Here is a 19,947-nt window from a genome sequence, read left to right as displayed (position 1 = left end):
CAGCCTACGACCAGACATGATTGCTCCTGTCGGGAGAGTTACAACCATCGTGAAGGTTCCACGATCGTGCCACACCCCGCTCACGGGCAAAAGCTGCGCGAGCCCTCGCGCAGGGGCAGTGGCAGGGAAATCATCCGTTCGACAGGCGCGGCTCACCCTCCGGCCCAGCATACCGTCACGATCAGCCCCGCAGCCGCTACGGAAGGCGCGCACAACGACTTCGCGCGTAAACCACGCTTAGCGCCTGATTCACCCGTCAGCCGGCCGGCACCCGGCCGCGGCCACAGTAGATGGCGTCGGCGCTCCCGTCGGCCGCCCTCGGACAGCCTCTACCATCATCGATGCCTGAGGCAAGGTTTCACGCCAGGAGAACCGAGTGAATCATCAGCCGGCCGGTGGCGGTTGCCCCGACGGCGTCGCCAGGTGCGACACCCGCCCGCCTGACTGCTTCACCGCCGACGGGGCGGGAGACAGCCGGTGGCAGCACCCTGGCGGTCGGCTACCGCCTCTGCCCGTTCACGCGGGCTTCGTGCCGGTGACGTCGTACTCGAACAGCGCCTTGTTGGAGTTCCGCTTGCGGATGGTCTCCACCTTGACGTCCGAATAGCCGAGTTCGCGCAGCATCACGGCATACCAGGTGTGCGCGGGCACCTCGTGCTTGTAGAAGGTGGAGTTTCCGACGATGTAGGAAACGCTGCCGCCCGGCTTCAGGTGCTTCGTGACGCTCTGGAAGTGCAGCCACATGTCGTGGTGGTACTTGTGAACGTAGCTGGCAAGCAGCGGACCGTTCTTGCCGCCGTCGGCCGCGATCTTCTCGCAGACCACCTTCATCGCCCCGTCGACAGGCGTCCCGACGTCCGGCTTCCACGTGTTGAGCTTGCTCGTGGCGGTGCCCCACGTGCCACCGATGGCGCGCCAGTCGAGCTCGCCGGCGTCGCCGGCCACGTCCAGGTAGCGGAGCCAGTACATGTACGGGCGAAGCTCGCGGATGTAGCTCATCCGATTCACGTACGGCGGTGAGGTCAGCACGAAGTCCGCAGGCTCCAGGCCGTCCAGACCCGTCCGCGAATCGCCCTGCCGGACAACCGCCGTGCCGGCGAGGTCGAAACGGGCGGACTCGATGATCGTCGCCATTTCCGTGGCGTACCCGTCGAGCGCCTTGTCGAGGTCGTCGACCACGAAGAGCGCCTGCTCGGCCGGCGCTTCCTTGAAGGACATCGACTGATGGTTGAACGCCGCGTTGGAGCAGGAGATCAGCGACCGGCAGAGACCGATCTCCAGCAGGTCGCGGATCTGCCCGTCGAAACGGTCGATCTCGTTCCGAAGCGCCTTGAGGGCGTGGAGCGCGCCCGGCGACCACCACTTCTCGATCCTGAACAGGCTCGGCTGCCAGAGATCGGCGTCCTCGTCGTGCGCCCGCGCCCCGTCGAGCACACTCGTCACGGCGTCAGCGAGCGCGACGAGCGTGTCCTCCGGGTAGTTCGTCGTCTTGACCGTGCCGAGCCAGACCAGGAACGGGTTGATGTCCACCGACTGCCCCCGGTGACCGAGCTCGGCAGCCGCGAGCGGCGTCGTGCCCGTGCCCGAGAAGGGGTCGGTGACGATGCTGCCGGCCGGCATGTGCGACATGCGATCGCGGACGAGGCGTACGCCGTAGGCGGGCGTGAGGCGCAACCAGCCGTGCCTCCCCACACCCATGTTGGCGCGGAACGTCATGTGCTCGTTGCGGCTATGCGCCGCGCGCTCGACGAGCTCCGTCATGCCGCCTCCAGGAGTCGCCGCAGGACGTGCTCCACCCTGGCGCGCAGGTCGGTGGTGTCCCGCCGGAGGTAGCCGACAACGTCCCGCAGGAAGCCGAAAGTACTGGACAGGGGGTCATGCCCGCCCACGGCGGGGAAGACACTCCAGTTGCCGGTCAGGTATCGCGAGCAGACCATGTGACCTGGTTCTCGGACAGTCCGAACTCCGCCTTGAGGACCTGGCGGAAGATGCGCTCGCAGCCGACGCCGAACTGCCTGTGGATCGACGTCATGCCGCCCGCGGCTCTGCGCGGCGAACATCAGGGGCGAGGCGACGCCCATTCAGTGACAGAGCGGGTCAGCGCCGTACAGCGCGGTGAAGCCGGCAAGGTCGACCTCGTCGGCCCCTCCCATCTCGGGAAGGCAATCCGCCGACGTGCGGAGCGGCGCGAGCAGGATCTCGCGGTAGAGCCGGTCCCGCTCCTCAGTGCTCGACGCCATGGGACAGCAGCTTACGGCAAAGCTCAGACACCCCCTCGCACCCACACCAATCAAGCAGTTCAGTCCCATTTGGCGCAGATCCGGCGCTCTGCTCGTCACGAGCGCACTTCAGCAGCGGGGTGGGCCGAGTGAGCTGCTGCCTTCCTGCCGGCCGGCCAGGGCTTGCCGGTCCACGGCCCACCATTTGCCCAACGCCCATGGATCCACCCCTGCCACCGTTCCCGGCGCCCAATAACTTCCGCGACACCACCAGCTTGCCGACTGATCATGTGTCGATGACCAGGGAAGAGGCTCTTGCCAACCTTCACGACACCGTCGCCTTCTGGAGCATCGGCTCCGCCACCGCGGTTGACGTGGTCAGGGCCGCCTGCGACTGCCTGGTGGCAGGCGTCGACAGTCCGACCCTCCGGATCCTGGCCGGCGTCTCCCCCCTGAAGGGCAGCGAGGACGACGAGCCGCGCCGCTGGCTGGCTGATGCGTTCGCGGAACTCTCCCTGACCTACTACGGGGAAGAGAGCCGGAAGGCCGAAGAGGAGGTCCTCCGCATCATGGCGCGACGACTGCTCGCCAGGAAGATCGCGCCTCGCGAACTCACGTCCTGGGTCTCACAGTTCATCACCTACGCCGGGACTCCCCTGGCAGGCGAACTGATCAACCTGGAGAGCGCCTACGAGTACGTCGAGGCCGCCAACGAGGTACACATGCTGGTCAGCACCAAGCCCGAGGATCTCGACGCGGAGGTCATCGCCGAAGCTCGACGACTGGTCGGCGACAGCGGCGCCGGCAGGGACCAGGGCTGAGCCACCACGGATCACCCCCGATCTTGTCGTGGACGTCCTTTCCGTGGCCCGCCCGCAATCAGTCGCAGACGGCTGAACTCAGCCGGACTCGGCCAGACAAAACAGCCCCTGATCAGCATCTCTGCTGGTCAGGGGCCGCATCTGCACCTGGTGGCGGGTAGAGGATTCGAACCTCTGTAGCTTTCGCGACGGATTTACAGAGCGCCAACCCTGGGGCGTTGACCTGGGCATTCACCGCCCGGGGAGGTAACGGTGACACAGGGGCGACACAAAAGGGCTCGGCCGATGGGTTGGCCACCGTGCGCCTGCCGGCCTGCGACAGCTTCAGAGCTAGCCGAAGTCCGCCGACGGGTAGCCCTACGCCTCAACGCTTCAGGGGATCGACGATCACCAGACTTTGCCTAGCATGGAGCGGTGGGCCTTTTGACCTCTTTACTGCCGGGCATCCGCGACCTGCGAGCCCCCATGTCTGCCGGGCTGCTCTGGCTAGGCGTGGCGGTGGTTCTCCTAGCACCTCGCGCGGACCGGATACTGGCCCCATCGCCCGATACTGAAGCACTCACCAAGCTAGTCCGATCCTGGCCTGTTTCGCTAATCATCCCGGTTGCGCTCGCTGGCGCATTTCTTCTTGGAACCGTAGCCAACGTAATCGTTCTTTTCCTAGCCGCTCGTGCAGAAAGATTTTTTCGCAAGACGCTTCAGAGGATGACCTCCGCACAATTCGTGCACATCACGGGAGATCAATACACAGCCACAAGACCAGAGTTCATTTACAAAAGCGCCAGCAGCATCGAAAGCGCAATCGACCCAGTCAGCGGTACGGCTCACTCGCTGGTCTATGACGCCACGCTAGCCACCCTCGGCCGCGCGGGCGTACCCGGCAGTTCGGCACAGATATTTCCGGTTGAGCTAGTAACTCGGTCGATTAGATACCTGGCAGCTCAGCTCTCAGTTTCCGCGCCGGACCTCTATCAGAGCTATGACAGACTCAAGTCAGAGAGTGAGCTGCGCATAGTGATCGCCCCACCGCTCTTGGCTCTCGCGGTGGTGGCCCCACTGAACGGGAAACCATGGATCGTGATGGTGGCAACCCTGGCTTCCGCCGTACTGCTGGGACAGTCCGTATCACAGCATCGCGCAGCGAATGACATCCTTGCGAATGCGGCATACCTTGACCAGGTCACGCTGCCAGCCGTGCAGGCAGTTGCGGAAACCGTAAACTCGCTGCCGGACACGCCAGGCAACAACGGAGAGTGGATGGGTGCCATTGTTGTCGCACTGGATAAGCGAGGATTCTTTGACGAGGCACGGTTGGCTGTCTTTCAGATCGCAGAGCATGAAGATTTGGAAGAAGCGGCATGGTACCTATGGAACAACGACATGCATCATTTTAATGTGCTTAAGCGAGAAGTTCAGAGAGTAGATCCGGCGAACTACTCCAAGCTCCTTAGGCGGCTTGAAATTCGTGCGCATCGGCTAGAGAGCGGCGACAGCGAGCCAGAAGAACAGGACGCAAAGGCCTAACGACGTTCAGCCTCGATCCGCTCAAGCAACATATTAGCAACGTCACCCATGCTCGTGATCACTACGTCCGCCCCGTCAATCCGAAACGGTGCGATCTTGGCTGGTCGGTTTGCGTAGCCGATCACTCGCGCGCCGGCCAGCCGATCCCGAACAACACCTACGGGAAGGCGTGGCGCGACGCGCGGGCAAGGGTGCTCACCCCGGCTCAGCAGCGCTCACCGCTGGCTCGGCGACCGTACGACCTGCGGCACGCCGCTGTGTCGCTCTGGCTCAACGCCGGGGTGCCAGCGACCCAGGTAGCCGAGTGGGCCGGGCACAGCGTGCACGTCTTGATGCGGGTCTACGCGAAGTGCGTCTACGGCCAACAAGAAGCGGCCCGCCGCCGGATTGAAGCTGCGCTTGCCGAAGCTCCATAGGCAATGTGATCGGAATCACCCTTGACTGTCGGCGGGTCACGCAGCGTTTCGACATTCTGCGCCCCTATGCTGCCGCGATGCAGCGAAGCGAGGTCGCATCGCGGCAGCGCCAGTCAAGCGGTTTTGCCGATCAATATCGGCTCGAATCGGACCACTTTAGGTAACTCTCGGTATATCCGAACAACGTTTCTGCACACTCTCCGTACTTGCGACGCGCGTGCGAACACGCTGCAATCGAAGGCAGCGAAGCGGAGAACCCACAAGACGGCACAAAAGAGCGGCACCCGGCTGGACCCCGGATGCCGCTGCGGCTCTCTGCTTCAGAACGCCCGCTGAGGAATTCGGAGCAAGGAGGCCATGTGCCGAAGCTAGCAAGACGGGAAAACGGAAGCAATGCGCGTCGTCACGGCGACCAGACGCGGTGCAACCATCTGAGCGACTGGATGAAGGCGCTGCCGGGAGTGCTCACCGGTCTCGCCATGGTAATCGGAGCCGTGACCGCGTTGGTGCGGCTGTTCCTCTAGAGACGGGCGAGTGCCGCCCGACCGGCTCAATCTCGGTGACACGTATGTGACACAGCCAGCGAGATCGAGCAGGCTAGAGCGGGACTGAGTGAGACTCACAGAAGAGGCCCCTGACCGGCGTTCTCGCTGGTCAGGGGCCTCTTCTTGCACCTGGTGGCGGGTAGAGGATTCGAACCTCTGAAGCTTTCGCGACGGATTTACAGTCCGCTCCCATTGGCCGCTCGGGCAACCCGCCAGGGCACACCACCGCGTCGCAACGCGGCGGCGGAAGCAAGGATAGCGGTTGCCCCCGGTACCGCCGCAACCGGGTACCGTCAGGAGGTCCCACGCTGGTCAGCGCGGGACGGACCAGGACAGACCGCCGGACAGCAGGAGCATGAGCATGGCAGCGAACCCCTCGTTCGACATCGTGAGCAAGGTCGACCGGCAGGAGGTCGACAACGCTCTCCGCCAGTCGGAGAAGGAGCTCTCGACGCGGTTCGACTTCCGGGGCACGGGTGCCGAGATCTCCTGGTCGGGCGAGGAGGCGATCAGCATCCAGGCGGAGACCGAGGAGCGCGTACGGGCCGCGCTGGAGGTCTTCAAGGAGAAGCTGATCAAGCGGAACATCTCGCTGAAGTCGCTCGACGCGGGTGAGCCCCGGCAGTCGGGCAAGATCTTCAAGATCGATGCCAAGGTGGTGCAGGGCATCGACTCGGACAAGGCCAAGGCGATCAGCAAGAAGATCCGCGACGAGGGCCCGAAGGGCGTGCAGGCGCAGATCCAGGGCGACCAGCTCCGCGTCACCGGCAAGAAGAAGGACGACCTCCAGGCCGTCATCACGCTGCTCAAGGGCGAGGACTTCGGTCTGGCTCTTCAGTTCACCAACTACCGGTAAGAGACTCTGGCCGGCCTGGTCATTGGGCCGGCCGGGCCTTGCCACCCGCGCGGATGTCGGTCGGCCTCTCCTCGACCCGGCGCGCGCTCCGACCCCTCGCGGGCAAGGACCGCTGATGGGACAGGACCCCTTCGGCCGGACGCATGATCGGAACGTGTTGCAGACTCCTCGAACACCCACGGCGGCCTACCGCAACCACCATGGACCGTGAGCCGTCGGCGGGCCTCCGTCATGCCGAAGGCGGGTGCGACCGGCCGGCCGGTCGCACCCGCGAAGGGATATCTCCTAGTCCGTCGCCTCGACACCAGGCGTGGCGGACGTCGCGGGGCCGAGGACCAGGTGCGGATCGAGCACCACGCCGATTGCCTGGTCCGGTGTCAGTGGCAGAGATCCGTTCCTCGCGGTGAGGCGGAGGGACGCTGCGGACCCGTCGGGCCGGAGCAGGTCCACGCTGAGCGTCTCGTACCGCACGACCTCGGCGCCGCGCTCCGCCGGAAGCCGGTGCTCCCGGAGCGAGGTTCGTACTTTGATCTTCTCGCCCGCGGGGCCCACCTGCTGCACACAGGTGCCGCTCGCCGTGCGGGAGGGGCAGGCAGTGGTGATCATCGACGCGAGGGAGGTACCGGCGTTTCGCGTGAGCTGGACCGACAGGTGAGCGTTGCCGTTCCCGGCGCCGAGGGTGCCCTGACCCCAGTAGCCGGTGAGAGTCGTCTCTCCCTCCGTCCCGCCTTGCTTGTTCCAGTTGCTGAGCAGGTCGGGCCGGGTCGGGCCGCTCAGCTCGGGCGCCTGTCGAAGCAGCGCCGGGATGACGGCCGCGTCGATCCGGGCCCAGTCTTCGGGTGTGCCGGCGGCGGTGGTTACGGTCGGGGTGGGCGACGGCCCAGCCGGTGGCACCGGGTCGGTTTGGCGGGGTGCGCGGACGAGCGCGGTGGCCCCGATGGCCACCACGAGGACCGCCACAGCGGCCAACGCCATCCCGCTTCTGCGGTGCCGACGACGCGAGTCGACGGCGGCCCGGAGATCGTCGAGCGGTGGCTGATGGACGGCGTCGGTGATGGTGTCCACGTCGAACCCGCTGAACTCACGATCGGACATCGGCCCTCCTACGACTGGCTACGGCATCGACGGTGTCGGCTGGGGAGAGCAGCAGGGCGAGCGCCTGACGCCCCCGGGACAGCCGGGACTTGACTGTGCCGACGGAGACGCCCAGGGTTCGCGCCACCTCCTCGACCGGCAGGTCCACGAGGTAGTGCAGGGCCAGCGCGTGCCTCTGCCCGTCCGGCAGGCGCCGCAGCGCGGCCAGCAGCGCCAGATGCTCCGGCGCGCTGTCGGCGACCACCGGCGGCGACCACGTCCGTCGCAGCAGCCCGTCGAGCACCCGCCGACGCCGATGCCGGCTGCGGGCGACATTGACCGCCACCCGGCGCAGCCACGCCTCCGGGTTGTCGAGGCCGGCGAACCGGCGGGGCGCGGCGAGCGCCCGGGTGAACGCCTCCTGTACCGCCTCCTGCGCCTCGCTCAGGTCACCGGTCACCGCGTAGAGCTGAACGACCAGCCGCCGGAAACACCCGGCATAGACATCCGCGATCACGTCGTCGTCGGACACCCTCACCTCCCTGCTCAGCTTGTTCCACTCACGGCGGGGCGGAAAGGTTCCGTCGTTTCCGGCCGGCTTCTGCCCACAGGCAACTTCGTTGTTCCGGAGGGCGGGCGTGGGGTCGGGTGGTAGCCATGACCTCCGCGCTGCTCCTCCCCTACCGTCCGGTGCTCGGCCATCCCGTGCTGCGCCGGCTGCTGCCGGGCCTCGCCACGTCCGCGCTCGGTGACGGGCTGGCCCTGGTCGCGGTGACGTGGCTGGCGCTGCAACTCGCCCCGGAGGGGCAGCGCGGCACCTGGACCGCGTTGGCGGTGGCGGCGTACACGCTGCCGGGGGCGGCCGGTGCGGTGCTGCTCGGTCGCTGGCTGGGTGGGCGGAGCGGGGCTCAGCTCGCGGGCTGGGACGCCACGGTACGGGCGGCCGCGCTGGGCGCGATCCCGGCCGCACACCTCGTCGGGGTGCTGGACGCCGGTCTCTACGTCGTCCTGCTGGCGGTGTCCTCGCTGTTGCACCCGTGGGGGTCGGCCGGTCGGTTCACGCTCGTGGCCGAGCTGCTGCCGCAGCGGCACCACCTGGCCGCGAACGCGCTGCTCGGGACCCTCGGCCAGGCGGCGACGATCGTGGGGCCGCCGCTGGCCGGTCTGCTCATCGCCGGGGTGGGCCCGGTGTGGGTGATCGCGATCGACGCGGTCAGCTTCGCCGTGCTGGCCGTCAGCTACCGCCTCGTCATCCCGACCACCCGCCACGTGGGCACAGACCGCCACGAACGCACCGCCGGCACAGACCGCCACGCAAGCAACGCGAGCACAGGCAACCATGCAAGCAACGCCGGCACAGACCGCCACGCGAGCAACGCGGGCACGGGCAACCGCGCAGAACGACCGGCCTCCGGATTCCGGATCATCGCGCGGGACCGGTCGCTGCTCGGTCTGCTGTCGCTGTCCTTCGCGTTCTTCTTCCTCTTCGGCCCGTTCTACGTGGCCATGCCGGTGCACGTCACCGACGACCTGCACGCCTCCGCCGGGACGCTCGCGGCCTACTACACCGCGTTCGGCGTCGGCTCGCTGCTCGGCGGGCTGCTCACCGGGCACCTGCGCGGCTGGCCGCCGCGGACCACGCTCGCCGGCATCGTGGCGTTGTTCGGCACCGCGCTGCTGCCGCTCGGCCTGGGCGCACCTGTGGTGCTGTCACTGTCCGCGTTCGCGCTCGCCGGGCTGGTCTGGGCCCCCTACCAGCCGACCGTGACGGTGTTGTTCCAGCGCCGGGCCGGGGCCGCCGACCTGCCTCGCGTACTGGCGGCGAACGGGGCTCTCCTGGTGCTGTCGGTGCCGCTGGGCACCATGCTCGGCGGTCCGGCGACCGCGTTGCTCGGGGCGCGGCCCACCCTGCTGACGTGCGCGGTGGCGATCCTCGTGCTGGGCCTGCTCGCGGCCGGGCACTCCGGCCGGGGAGGCGCCGGGAGGGGACCGGGCCGCCGGCCGCCCCACCCGGACGCCACCGGTCAGGCGGCCAGTGACTGCTCGGCGCGTACCGCTGTGGCCTCGGCCCGGGAGATCGGGCCGGCGGGCAGCGCGGCGACCGCGGCCCCGACGGCGACCGCCACCCCGGCGAAGACGAACGCCCAGGACACGCCGCCGGCGTGGTCGATGATCAGGCCGGCGATCGAGCCGCCGGCGGCGCTAGCCGCGACCGACATGGTCACCACCCAGGTGTACGCCTCGTTCAGCATGCCGGCCGGGGCGATCCGCCCGACCAGCGTGTTCTCCAGAGTGAGCGCGGGGGCGATGGCCGCGCCGCCGAGCACCAGCGCGACGCCGAGCGCGGCCGGGCCGGGCATCACCGCGAAGACGGCGAAGCTGGCCGCGACGGTGCCGAGCAGCCAGGCGAACTGGCGGGTCATGTTGGCGGCGGGCTTGCGTACGCCGAACCAGAAACCACCGATGGCGCTGCCGATGCCCCAGACGGCGAGCAGCACGCCGGCCAGGCTTTCCGGGTCGTCGGCGCCGGAGTTCCCGGCGAAGGCCGGGACGATGACGCCGGAGGCGCCGAACGCGATGCCGAGGCTGGCCACGCAGAGCAGCAGCGCGGGGAAGCCGCCGATCCGCAGCGGGCCGAGGCCCCGGGCGTGGTGCTCGCGCGGGTGCGGGCGCCAGCCGCGCATGACCCGGCCGAACGCGACGGCGCCGGTGCCGATCAGGGTGACCACGGCGGCGCCGACGAGCGCGGCGGAGGCGTCGGCGAACAGCACGAACCCGGCCACCAGCAGCGGGCCGATCACGAAGACGACCTCGAAGAGGGTGGTCTCGGCGGCGAGCGCGGTGTTGCGCAGGTGCGCCCGGCCGGTGGCGGGGGCGGTGAGGTCGTTCCAGGCGCCCCGGATCGCCGCGGTGAGCGGCGGGTACGTGGCACCGGCCAGGCCCGCCGCCAGGTAGATCAGCGGGAGGTTGCCGGTGCCGGAGCGGGTGGCGACGAGCAGCCCGATCAGGGCGAGCGGGTGGGCCAGCGCGGTGGCCACCAGGACGGGGGTGGGGCCGACCCGGTCGGCGATGCGTCCGGCGACCGGGCTGAGCGCGGCGCCGGAGAGCGCGTAGATGCCGCCGGCGACGGCGGCCAGGGAGTAGCGGCCGGTGACCTGCTCGACGACGAGCAGCAGCGCCAGCGGGGTCATGCCGATCCCGAGCCGCCCGATGATGCCGAGGATCAGCAGCATCGGCGCGCCGGGGATCCGCCAGACGCCCTGGTACTGGCGCAGTGCGGCCACGGTCGACCTCCGAGGGAGTAATGGGTGGGAGACGTTTCGACCCTAACGGCGCGGCCTGATCGGGGGAAACGCATTGTGCCCGGACACACCACCGCGCCCGCGTCCTGGGGACGCGGGCGCGGTGCGGGCGTACGGCGGGTCAGCGCTGGAACTGCACCGGCCCGGAGTTGCGGGCCATCTGCTCCAGGCGGGCCACCCGCTGCTTCATCGGCGGGTGGGTGGCGAACATCGCGGCGATGCCGCCGCCCCGCTTGAACGGGTTGTCGATCATCAGGTGCGCGGTGCTGGCGAGCTGGCCCTGCGGCGCGAGCGGGCGCGCCTGCGTACCCATGTGGATCTTGCGAAGGGCGCTGGCCAGGGCCAGCGGGTCGCGGCTCAGCTCAGCGCCGGACTGGTCGGCCTGGAACTCCCGGCTCCGGCTGATCGCGAGCTGGATCACCGTGGCGGCGATCGGGCCGAGGATCAGCGTGAGCAGCAGCACGGCCGGGTTCGGGCCGTCCTCGTCGTCGGACGAGCCCAGCGGGATGAACCAGGCGAGGTTCGCCAGCATGGTGATGATGCCGGCCAGGCCGGCCGCCACGCTGGAGATCAGGATGTCCCGGTTGTAGACGTGCGACAGCTCGTGGCCGATCACGCCACGCAGCTCCCGGTAGTCCAGGATCTCCACGATCCCCTGGGTCACGCAGACCGCCGCGTTCTCCGGGTTACGGCCGGTGGCGAACGCGTTGGGCTGCGAGGTCGGGCTCACGTAGAGCCGGGGCATCGGCTTGCCGGCGAGCGTCGACAGCTCCCGCACCATCTGGTAGAGCTCGGGGAACTGTGCCTCGCTGACCGGTTGCGCCTTCATCGAGCGCAGTGCGAGCTTGTCGGAGAAGAAGTAGGTGACGCCGTTCATCAGCAACGAGACGACGACGGCGATGACGAGACCGCCGCTACCGCCGAACCAGTAGCCGATCGCGAGGATCAGCGAGGTCAACAGGCCGAGCAGCGCTGCGGTCTTGAGACGGTTGTGATGCACGATCTCTCCTTCGGTGCGCGGGCCCTTGCGGGAGGCCCGCTGACCGGTTCAACACACCGGTACCCGTCAACCATCCGGCTCATGGCTGAAAGTTGGCTGGATGTTGCTGTGCACACGCTGAAGCGGTCGCCCACCGGGGCACGAACCGGTCAGCGCGCCGCCACGTCCAGCACCAGCTGCGGTGCGAAACCGATCACCACCGCCGCCACGGTGGCCACGCCGAGCGCCAGCGCCACGGTCCGCGCCGGCCGGACCGCCGCCGCGCCCGTGGGCGTCGCGTAAAGCAAGGCGGTGACCCGCAGGTAGTAGGCCAGGCCGATCACCGCGTTCAACGCCACCACCAGCGCCAGCCAGCCCGCGTGCCCGGCCAGCAGCGCGCGTACCACTGTCACCTTGGCGAACAGCCCGGCCAGGCCCGGCGGCAGGCCGGCCAGCCCGATCAGCGCCAGCGCGAACGCGCCGCCCACCCACGGGTGCCGCCGCGCCGCGCCGCGCAGGTCGGCCAGCGTGCCGCCGTCGCCGCCCGCCGGGCGCAACGCCACCACCGCCGCGAACGCGGCAAGCTCCAACAGCACGAAGAAGATCGCGTACGCGACGGCTGCCGCGTACGCGGCCGTGCGCGCGTCGCCGGTGCGGCCCGCGGCCAGCGCGAGCGCGCCCAGCGGGGCGAGGATGTACCCCGCCTGGGCCACCGACGACCAGGCGAGCAACCGCACGGTACGCCGCTGACGCAGCGCCACCAGATTGCCGACTGTCATGGTCAGCACCGCCAGCGCCGCCAGCACCGGGCCGGTCATGTCTCCCGGCAGCGCGCGCTGCACCACCGCCAGCAGCGCCACCACGCCACCGAGCTTGGAGGCGGTCGACAGGTACGCGGCCACCGGCAGCGGCGCGCCGTCGTACGTGGCGGGGGCCCAGGCGTGGAACGGCACGGCGGCGACCTTGAACGCCAGCCCGGCCACCACGAGCGCCGCCGCGACGCCGGTCAGCGGCAGGTCGGTCAGGTCGGCGCGGTCGGCCAGCGTGGCGCCGAGCCGGTCCAGGTGCAGCGTGCCGGCGACCGCGTAGAGCAGCGCCGCGCCGAGCAGCGTCACAGTGGTGGCGACCACGCTGACCACGAAGAACGTCACCGCCGCCTCGGCGCCCGCGAGGCTGCCCCGGCGCAGGCCGACCAGCACGTACAGCGGGAGCGTCAGCGTCTCCAGCGCCACGATCAGCGTGATCAGGTCACCGGCGGCGCCGAGCACCACGCCGCCGGTCATCGCGCAGGCGAGCAGGAAGCAGTATTCCCCTACCGGGGTGCGCCCGGCGCGCAGCAGCGGGCCGGACAGCGCCAGCACGCCGAGCGTGAGCAGGGCGATCACGGCCCCGACCAGCGCGGCCCGGCCACCCCACACCCAGGAGCAGTCCGCGCCCACGCAGAACGTGCGTCGCTCACCGGCCGCCCCGACCAGTGCCGCGCCGGCCGCGGTGCCGGCCGCGCCGAGCGCCGCCACCGCCACCGTGACGGCGGGCCGGGCCACCAGCAGGTCGAACAGGAGCACCAGCACGGCCGTGCCGGCGGCCAGGTACGCAGGCAGCATCGCCAGGTTGTCGACAGGCTGCACCAGGCTCATGGGACGACCCCCAGCAGCGCCTCCACCGGGCCGGAGGCGTAGGACAGGACCAGCGCCGGGGCCAGGCCGACCGCGAGCGCGAGCAGCACCAGCGGCGCCCAGGCGGTCAGTTCCGCGCCGGCCAGCCCGGGTGCGAGCCCCGCCACCGCCGGGCTGGGCCGCCCGTGCGAAACCCGGCGCAGCAGCCGCAGGAAGTACGCGGCGGTGAGCGCCCCGCCCAGCGCGGCCAGCACGGCGAGGGTCAGCCAGAGCGGGCCGCCCCGCTGCACGGCGGCGACCACGGCGAACGCCTCGCCCCAGAACCCGGCCAGGCCGGGCAGCCCCAGCGAGGCGACAGCCGCGAAGCCGAGCAGCCCGGCCAGCCGGGGCGCGGTCTCCCGCAGCCCGGACAGGTCGGCCAGCGAGCCGGTGTGCGCGCGGTCCTTGACCGCGCCGGCCAGGAAGAACAGCAGGGCGGTGATGACGCCGTGGGCGATGTTGCCGATCAGCGCGGCCTGGAGCCCGGTGGCGGTGAGCGTGGCGATCCCGAGCAGCACGAAGCCCATGTGGCCGACGCTGGAGTACGCGATCAGCCGTTTCAGGTCGTCCTGGGCCAGGCAGACCAGGCCACCGATCAGAATGGCGGCGACGGCGAGCACGCCGAGCACCGGCGCGGCCCAGCGGGCGCCCTCCGGGGCCACCCCCACGGCGACCCGGATCATGCCGTACGTGCCCATCTTGAGCAGCACCCCGGCGAGGATCACGCTGCCGACCGTGGGCGCCTGGGTGTGCGCGTCGGGCAGCCACGAGTGCAGCGGCCAGAGCGGGCTCTTCACCGCGAACGCGAGCGCCAGCAGCGTGAACGCGGCGAGCTGGGTGCCCCGGGACAGCCCGGCGCCGCCGGTGAGCGCGACCAGGTCGGCGGTGCCCGCGGCGGCCACCACCACGTAGACGCCGACCAGCAGCAGCACCGAGCCGAACAGCGTGTAGAGCGCGAACTTGCGGGCCGCCCGACGACGGTCCGCGCCGCCCCAGCCGGCGATCACCGCGTACATCGGCAGCAGGACGACCTCGAAGAACAGGAAGAACAACACCAGGTCGAGGGCGAGGAACGTGCCGAGGATGCCGACCTCGACCACCAGCAGCAACGCCACCAGCGCCCGTCCGCTGCCGCCGCCGGACGGCACCCGCCACAGCGTGTACGCGCAGCACAGCAGCGTGAGCAGCGCGGTCAGCACCACCAGCGGCCAGGAGATGCCGTCCACGCCCAGGTGGAAGCGCAGGTCGAGCCCGGGCACCCACGGCAGGTCGACCTGGTGCCAGGGCTGCACCGCCGGGCGGGGCCCGTACCCGAACCAGCCGTGGTCACCGCCGACCAGCGGCAGCGTCGCCAGCAGCGTCAACGCGGCGGCGACGGTGCCGACCACCCGGCCGGCCCGGTCACCGGGCACGACCGCGGTGGCCAGCGCGCCGAGCGCCGGTACCGCCACCACCGCGACCAGCAGGACCTGCCCGAACGTCATGACGTGACTCCGATCAGGGCGACCGCGAGGCCGATCAGCAGCGCGCCCGCCAGCACCCCGGCCGCCGCCCGCGGCAGCGCCGCCCGGTGCAGCGCGGCCAGGCCACCGCCCACCTCGACCGCCGTCCGGCCGCTGCCCTCGACCAGCCCGTCCACGCCCAGTTCGTCACCGGTACGCACGACCCGCGCGAGCGCGCCCACCGGGCGTACGACGACTGTGTGCTGGACGTCGTCGAGCCGGAACGCCCGGGCGAACACCGGCCGCAGCGGACCCAGGAAGCGGGCCGGATCGGCGGCCGGGTCGCGGCGCCAGCCCGCCCAGGCGACGCTCGCGCCGACGAGCAGCAGCAGGAACGGCAGGACCAGGTTCGGCGCGAGGTGCACCAGCTCGACCGCCTCGCCGGTGTCGTCGCCCGGCACGCGCAGCCGGTCGGCGAACCACGGCGCGAACGCGGCCAGGCCGAGCAACGCGGCCGGGACCGTGAGCAGCAGCACCGGCCAGCGCAGCAGCGCGGGCGGGTCGTGCGGGCGCAGCAGCGGCGTGCGCGTGGTGCCGAGGAACGTGCGCAGCAGCAGCCGGGTCGCGTACCAGGCGGTCACCGCCACGCCGACCAGCCCGGCCAGCCAGACCAGCCAGCCGACCCAGGCCGCGCTCGGCCCGGCGCCGTCGAGCGCGGCCGCCTCGGCGGCGGCGAGCACGCCGTCCTTGCTCCAGAAACCCGAGAGCGGGGGTACGCCGGCGAGCGCGCCCAGGCCGACCACAGTGCACCAGAACGTCACCGGCATGGCGGTACGCAGGCCGCCCATCCGGGACATCAGCGTGGTGCCGACGGCGTGGATCACCGCACCGGCGGCGAGGAACAGCAGCGCCTTGAACGCGGCGTGGGTGAGCAGGTGGAACAGCGCGGCAGCCGGTGCGCCGACCGCCAGCGCGCCGGTCATGTAGCCGATCTGCGACACGGTCGACCAGGCGAGCACGCGCTTGATGTCGTCCTGCGCGGTGGCGGCGAACGCGCCGAGCAGCATCGTGATCGCGGCCATCACGCCCAGCACGGCGAGCGCGGCCGGGGCGCGCTCGAACAGCGGGAACAGGCGGGCCACCGCGTACACGCCGGCGGCGACCATCGTCGCGGCGTGGATCAGCGCGGACACCGGCGTCGGGCCGGCCATCGCGTCCGGCAGCCAGGTGTGCAGCGGGAACTGGGCGCTCTTGCCCGCCACCCCGGCGAGCAGCAGCAGGCAGGCGGCGGTGAGCGTACCGGTGCCGTAGTCGTGCGCCAGCACGTCGGCGATCCGGAAGCTGCCCGCGCCCACGCCGAGCAGCGCGATGCCGAGCAGGAAACCGACGTCACCCACGCGGGTGACAAGGAACGCCTTCACCGCCGCGCCGGGCGCCTCGGGCAGCCGCCGGTCGTGGGCGATGAGCAGGTACGAGCAGACGCCCATCACCTCCCAGCCGACCAGCAGCATGATCAGGTCGCCGGACACCACCACGGTGAGCATGGCGGCGGTGAAGAGGCTCAACTGCGCCGCGTACGGCGGGTAGCGGTGGTCGACGTCCACGTCGTCGTGCGGGCCCCGGCGCAGGTAGCCGATCGAGTAGACCTGCACGGCCAGCGCGACAGCCGCGACGGCGGTGGCGACGAGCACTGCCACGCCGTCCAGCCGCAGGCCGAGCGTGACCCGCAGCCCGCCCAGGTCGACCCAGGTGGTGGACGCCTCGACCGGCGCGTCCACGCGGACCAGCAGCGCCAGCGCGGCCAGCAGCGACACCGCCGCACCCGTCACGCCCAGCGCGACCGCCAGCCGCCGGGCCGCCGCCCGGTCCTGGCTCGGGGCGGGCGGCAGCAGCAGACCGAGCAGCCCGGCGACGAGCGGGGCGCCCGGCAGCACCGCCGCGAGCCACAGCGTCGGCGTGCTCACCGGACCGCTCCTTCCGGGCGCTCGGCCGCGGTCACCGCGGGCGCCGGCTCGGCCAGCGGAACGTCGTCGACCGTGACGCTGGCGCGCAGCCGGTAGAGCTGGAGCACGATCGCCAGCCCGACACCGATCTCGGCGGCGGCCAGCACGATCACGAACAGCGCGAACACCTGCCCCGAGTGCGGCAGCACGGCCTTCACAGTGGTGTCGGCGGTGACCAGCACCAGGTTCACCGCGTTGAGCATCAACTCCACCGCCATCAGCACCAGGACGGCGTTGCGGCGGCGCAGCACGCCGTACACGCCGAGGCCGAACAGCAGCGCGGCGGTGACGTACGGGATGACCGGCCTCACGGGCGCCCGCCCTCGTCGGCGGGCCGGCGGCCGATGTCGGGGCGGGAGAGCACGATCGCGCCGACCAGCGCGGCCAGCAGCAGCACCGACAGCACCTCGAACGGCAGCACCCAGGAGCGGAAGATCTGCTCGCCGAGGCGCTCGGCGGTGCCGGCGGCGGGCAGGTCCACCCGGGACCAGCGGAAGGCGTCGATCAGCAGCACGGCCAGGCCGAGGCCGCTGCCGCCGCCGACGAGCGCGGCGGCCCAGCCGGGCCGGTCCAGGTCGTCCGACGGGCCGATCGGCGCGCGGGTCAGCATCACCGCGAACAACAGCAGCACCACCACCGCGCCGACGTAGATGAGCACCTGCACCCAGGCCACCAGCTCGGCCGTCAGCACCAGGTAGTCACCCGCGAGCGCGCCCAGGCACACCACCAGCCACAACCCGGCCCGGACCAGGTGCCGGGTCGCGACCACCAGCGCGCCCGCGCCCACCGCCACCGCGCCCAGCGCGAGCAGCAGCACGTCCGCACCGGTCATGAGGCGGTGCCTCCGCCCGGATCGGTGGCGGCGTCGGGGCGTACCCGGGAAGGAGCCGGACGGGCCGACGGACCCGCCGCCTTCCGGGCGGCGGTGGTCTCCTCCTTGGAGGGGTCGCCGAGCGGGTCGTGCGCCGGCGGCGGCGGGACGGTGGCCATCCACTCGCCCAGGTGGTCCTTGTCGTGCAGCAGGTCCTTGATGTCGTACTCGGCGTACTCGAACTCGGGCGACCAGTAGAGCGCGTCGAACGGGCAGACCTCGACGCAGATGCCGCAGTACATGCAGAGCGAGAAGTCGATGTCGAACTTGTCGAGCACGTTGCGCTGGCGGGGGCGGGCGGCGCCGGGCACCGCCACCTCCTCCTTGTGCGAGTCGATGTAGATGCACCAGTCCGGGCACTCGCGCGCGCAGAGCATGCAGACCGTGCAGTTCTCCTCCAGCAGCGCGATCACGCCACGGGAGCGCGGCGGCAGCTCGGGCGCCACATCCGGGTACTGCTGGGTGGTCGAGCGGCGGGTCATCGTCTTCAACGTGACCGCCAGGCCCTTCACCAGACCGCCGCCGGGCACTCCACCGTGCTCGCTCATGCCGCCCATCCTGCCCTGTGACCCGGGCGCGCGCGACCACCACCCGGCGCTTTGGCCCGGGCGTGCGGCCGGATCACGCCTCGCCGGGTGTGAGTGGGGGCAGCATCTCCACGCCGAGCTGCTGGAGCACCTGGAACAGCTCGTTGACGCTCCACACGTCCACGATCCGCCCGTCGTCGTCGAAGCGCAGGAACGTCGCGCCCGAATAGCTGACCACCCGGCCGGTCGGCGGCACCGGACCGAACTGGCCCGCCTGGGTGCCGGCGGCCCGCCAGCGGACCGCCACCCGCGTACCGGCCGCCACCACGTCGACGATCTTGTAGCGCAGGTCGGGGAACGACGCCCGCCGGTCCCGGTGCCACGCCAGCATCGCCGCCGGGCCGGCGCCGCCCAGGCCCGGGCACTCCGCCGCCACCAGCTCGTACGCGCTCTCCTCGCGCCCGGCGTTCCACACGTCGGCGACGAAACGCCGGGCCGCCGTCTCCACATCGGTCACGGCGGGCAGCCTATGCCTCTTTGTGACGCGCTCGACCTGCCGGGAGCCGCCCGAGCGACCATGATGGGAGCGAAAAGCGAACTCGGAGGTAGAGCGTGGGCGGCAGCGACGACGAGGTCCTGGACCGGACCGGCGGCAAGTACGTGGAGCCGGGTGGCGAGTTCACCCGCGACCAGCGCTACATCGCCACCAGGATCACTGCCGGCGGGCGGGACGGCTGGCCGGTGGAACCGGGGCGCTACCGGCTGGCGGTCAGCCGGGCCTGCCCCTGGGCCAACCGGCTGATCATCGTCCGGCGCCTGCTCGGGCTGGAGGACGCCATCTCGATGGCAGTGGCCGGGCCCACCCACGACAAGCGGAGCTGGACGTTCGACCTGGACCCGGACGGCAGGGACCCGGTGCTCGGCATCGAGCGGCTCGCCGACGCCTACTTCGCCCGCTTCCCCGGCTACGAGCGCGGCATCACCGTCCCGGCGCTCGTCGACGTGCCCACCGGGCAGGTCGTGACGAACGACTACGCCCAGATGAGCCTGGACCTCACGACCGAGTGGACGGCGCACCACCGTCCCGGCGCGCCGGACCTCTACCCGGAGCCGCTGCGCGCCGAGATCGACGAGGTGAACGCGGTCGTCTTCGCGGACGTCAACAACGGCGTCTACCGGTGCGGCTTCGCCGGCAGCCAGGAGGCGTACGACAAGGCGTACCACCGGCTGTTCGACCGGCTGGACTGGCTGAGCGAACGGCTGGCCGGGCAGCGGTACCTGGTCGGCGACACCATCACCGAGGCGGACGTACGGCTGTTCACCACGCTCGTCCGCTTCGACCCGGTCTACCACGGGCACTTCAAGTGCAACCGGCAGAAGCTCAGCGAGATGCCGGTGCTGTGGGCGTACGCCCGGGACCTGTTCACCACGCCCGGGTTCGGCGACACCATCGACTTCGACCACATCAAGCGGCACTACTACGAGGTCCACCGGGACATCAACCCGACCGGGATCGTGCCGCTCGGCCCCGACCTGAGCAACTGGCTCACCCCGCACGGCCGGGAGGAACTGGGCGGTCGCCCCTTCGGCGACGGCACCCCACCCCCGCCCCCACCCCCGTCCGAGCGCGTAGACCCGTCCCACACCCCCTTGCGCTGACCCGCCCTGCCCCGCCCCGGCGATCTTGCACTTTGGGCCCCGAACCTGGACGCC

General features: G+C 70.8%; 18 protein-coding genes, 1 tRNA gene and 2 pseudogenes. 6 read left to right on the top strand and 15 right to left on the bottom strand.

Annotated elements, in window-relative coordinates:
* Window positions 1-516: 516 nt before the first annotated feature.
* The 3 genes from MCBG_RS23245 to MCBG_RS32635 form a co-directional block, all read right to left on the bottom strand.
* Window positions 517-1,761: a DNA methyltransferase gene (locus MCBG_RS23245; protein ID WP_043328227.1), complete on the bottom strand. Its 1,245-nt coding sequence runs from the start codon at window positions 1,759-1,761 to the stop codon at window positions 517-519.
* On the bottom strand, window positions 1,758-1,937 hold the full coding sequence (locus MCBG_RS32640; protein WP_124778887.1) for a hypothetical protein: 180 nt from the start codon (window positions 1,935-1,937) through the stop codon (window positions 1,758-1,760). Before MCBG_RS32640 ends, MCBG_RS23245 begins: the two co-directional genes overlap by 4 nt.
* Before the next feature lie 144 nt (window positions 1,938-2,081).
* Entirely contained in the window at window positions 2,082-2,240 is a 159-nt protein-coding gene (locus MCBG_RS32635; RefSeq protein ID WP_157560792.1) for a hypothetical protein, read from the bottom strand.
* Between the two features lie 275 nt (window positions 2,241-2,515).
* Here MCBG_RS32635 and MCBG_RS31265 point away from each other — a divergent pair, with 275 nt between their 5' ends.
* From MCBG_RS31265 to MCBG_RS34320, 3 genes and pseudogenes are all read left to right on the top strand, one after another.
* A complete protein-coding gene (locus MCBG_RS31265) occupies window positions 2,516-3,040 on the top strand; it encodes a hypothetical protein (RefSeq protein ID WP_140946265.1) in 525 nt (174 codons plus the stop codon).
* A gap of 414 nt (window positions 3,041-3,454) precedes the next feature.
* Window positions 3,455-4,564: a hypothetical protein gene (locus MCBG_RS32630; protein ID WP_140946264.1), complete on the top strand. Its 1,110-nt coding sequence runs from the start codon at window positions 3,455-3,457 to the stop codon at window positions 4,562-4,564.
* Window positions 4,565-4,695: 131 nt separating this feature from the next.
* Window positions 4,696-4,980 (top strand): annotated as a pseudogene (locus MCBG_RS34320) (integrase); the annotation flags it as partial.
* Window positions 4,981-5,655: 675 nt separating this feature from the next.
* On the opposite strand, the gene MCBG_RS23235 reads toward MCBG_RS34320, so the two are convergent.
* A tRNA-Tyr gene (locus tag MCBG_RS23235) sits at window positions 5,656-5,739 on the bottom strand.
* A gap of 147 nt (window positions 5,740-5,886) precedes the next feature.
* Between MCBG_RS23235 and MCBG_RS23230 the strand changes: the two genes are divergently transcribed.
* Window positions 5,887-6,381, top strand: coding sequence for a YajQ family cyclic di-GMP-binding protein (locus MCBG_RS23230; protein WP_030501627.1), 495 nt, complete (start codon window positions 5,887-5,889; stop codon window positions 6,379-6,381).
* 285 nt (window positions 6,382-6,666) lie between these two features.
* Here MCBG_RS23230 and MCBG_RS23225 read toward each other — a convergent pair whose 3' ends face one another.
* Entirely contained in the window at window positions 6,667-7,446 is a 780-nt protein-coding gene (locus tag MCBG_RS23225) for a hypothetical protein (RefSeq protein ID WP_140946263.1), read from the bottom strand.
* Between the two features lie 16 nt (window positions 7,447-7,462).
* On the bottom strand, window positions 7,463-7,987 hold the full coding sequence (locus MCBG_RS23220; RefSeq protein WP_043328223.1) for an RNA polymerase sigma factor: 525 nt from the start codon (window positions 7,985-7,987) through the stop codon (window positions 7,463-7,465).
* A 125-nt stretch (window positions 7,988-8,112) separates the two neighbouring features.
* Between MCBG_RS23220 and MCBG_RS35320 the strand changes: the two are divergent.
* A pseudogene (locus MCBG_RS35320) lies at window positions 8,113-9,414 on the top strand (MFS transporter); the annotation flags it as partial.
* Window positions 9,415-9,479: 65 nt separating this feature from the next.
* Here MCBG_RS35320 and MCBG_RS35315 read toward each other — a convergent pair.
* The 9 genes from MCBG_RS35315 to MCBG_RS23175 form a co-directional block, all read right to left on the bottom strand.
* Window positions 9,480-10,739 (bottom strand): MFS transporter, encoded by a 1,260-nt coding sequence (locus MCBG_RS35315; RefSeq protein ID WP_043328221.1) that lies wholly within the window; start codon window positions 10,737-10,739, stop codon window positions 9,480-9,482.
* 139 nt (window positions 10,740-10,878) lie between these two features.
* The gene (gene htpX, locus MCBG_RS23210) at window positions 10,879-11,757 is read right to left on the bottom strand and encodes a zinc metalloprotease HtpX (RefSeq protein ID WP_043328219.1); all 879 of its coding nucleotides are present in this window, start codon (window positions 11,755-11,757) and stop codon (window positions 10,879-10,881) included.
* Window positions 11,758-11,906: 149 nt separating this feature from the next.
* Complete coding sequence (locus tag MCBG_RS23205) at window positions 11,907-13,373, bottom strand: NADH-quinone oxidoreductase subunit N (protein ID WP_043328217.1); 1,467 nt, start codon at window positions 13,371-13,373, stop codon at window positions 11,907-11,909.
* Window positions 13,370-14,875 (bottom strand): complex I subunit 4 family protein, encoded by a 1,506-nt coding sequence (locus MCBG_RS23200; RefSeq protein ID WP_043328215.1) that lies wholly within the window; start codon window positions 14,873-14,875, stop codon window positions 13,370-13,372. The genes MCBG_RS23205 and MCBG_RS23200 overlap by 4 nt, the downstream gene beginning before the upstream one ends.
* The gene (locus tag MCBG_RS23195; RefSeq protein ID WP_043328213.1) at window positions 14,872-16,797 is read right to left on the bottom strand and encodes an NADH-quinone oxidoreductase subunit 5 family protein; all 1,926 of its coding nucleotides are present in this window, start codon (window positions 16,795-16,797) and stop codon (window positions 14,872-14,874) included. The genes MCBG_RS23200 and MCBG_RS23195 overlap by 4 nt, the downstream gene beginning before the upstream one ends.
* Window positions 16,794-17,147: an NADH-quinone oxidoreductase subunit NuoK gene (gene nuoK / locus MCBG_RS23190; RefSeq protein WP_043328211.1), complete on the bottom strand. Its 354-nt coding sequence runs from the start codon at window positions 17,145-17,147 to the stop codon at window positions 16,794-16,796. The genes MCBG_RS23195 and nuoK overlap by 4 nt, the downstream gene beginning before the upstream one ends.
* Complete coding sequence (locus MCBG_RS23185) at window positions 17,144-17,668, bottom strand: NADH-quinone oxidoreductase subunit J family protein (protein ID WP_043328208.1); 525 nt, start codon at window positions 17,666-17,668, stop codon at window positions 17,144-17,146. The genes nuoK and MCBG_RS23185 overlap by 4 nt, the downstream gene beginning before the upstream one ends.
* The gene (locus tag MCBG_RS23180) at window positions 17,665-18,255 is read right to left on the bottom strand and encodes a NuoI/complex I 23 kDa subunit family protein (RefSeq protein ID WP_051611348.1); all 591 of its coding nucleotides are present in this window, start codon (window positions 18,253-18,255) and stop codon (window positions 17,665-17,667) included. The genes MCBG_RS23185 and MCBG_RS23180 overlap by 4 nt, the downstream gene beginning before the upstream one ends.
* 73 nt (window positions 18,256-18,328) lie before the next feature.
* Window positions 18,329-18,751, bottom strand: a complete 423-nt coding sequence (locus MCBG_RS23175) for an ester cyclase (RefSeq protein WP_043328205.1) — start codon at window positions 18,749-18,751, stop codon at window positions 18,329-18,331.
* Between the two features lie 95 nt (window positions 18,752-18,846).
* Here MCBG_RS23175 and MCBG_RS23170 point away from each other — a divergent pair, with 95 nt between their 5' ends.
* Window positions 18,847-19,893, top strand: a complete 1,047-nt coding sequence (locus MCBG_RS23170) for a glutathione S-transferase family protein (RefSeq protein ID WP_043328203.1) — start codon at window positions 18,847-18,849, stop codon at window positions 19,891-19,893.
* Window positions 19,894-19,947 lie beyond the last annotated feature (54 nt).

The sequence above is a fragment of the Micromonospora sp. M42 genome (assembly GCF_000568915.1).
GTDB classification, from domain to species: domain Bacteria; phylum Actinomycetota; class Actinomycetes; order Mycobacteriales; family Micromonosporaceae; genus Micromonospora; species Micromonospora chalcea.
Note: the sequence above shows the minus strand (reverse complement) of the source record. Positions and strands in the feature narration are given on the sequence as shown.

Coding starts and splice junctions, on each gene's coding strand:
- MCBG_RS23230 (WP_030501627.1), top strand. CDS start 5,887: ATGGCAGCGAACCCCTCGTTCGACATCGTGAGCAAGGTCGACCGGCAG.
- MCBG_RS32640 (WP_124778887.1), bottom strand. CDS start 1,937: ATGGTCTGCTCGCGATACCTGACCGGCAACTGGAGTGTCTTCCCCGCC.
- MCBG_RS23185 (WP_043328208.1), bottom strand. CDS start 17,668: ATGACCGGTGCGGACGTGCTGCTGCTCGCGCTGGGCGCGGTGGCGGTG.
- MCBG_RS31265 (WP_140946265.1), top strand. CDS start 2,516: ATGACCAGGGAAGAGGCTCTTGCCAACCTTCACGACACCGTCGCCTTC.
- MCBG_RS32635 (WP_157560792.1), bottom strand. CDS start 2,240: ATGGCGTCGAGCACTGAGGAGCGGGACCGGCTCTACCGCGAGATCCTG.
- MCBG_RS23200 (WP_043328215.1), bottom strand. CDS start 14,875: ATGACGTTCGGGCAGGTCCTGCTGGTCGCGGTGGTGGCGGTACCGGCG.
- MCBG_RS23245 (WP_043328227.1), bottom strand. CDS start 1,761: ATGACGGAGCTCGTCGAGCGCGCGGCGCATAGCCGCAACGAGCACATG.
- MCBG_RS23180 (WP_051611348.1), bottom strand. CDS start 18,255: ATGAGCGAGCACGGTGGAGTGCCCGGCGGCGGTCTGGTGAAGGGCCTG.
- MCBG_RS23205 (WP_043328217.1), bottom strand. CDS start 13,373: ATGAGCCTGGTGCAGCCTGTCGACAACCTGGCGATGCTGCCTGCGTAC.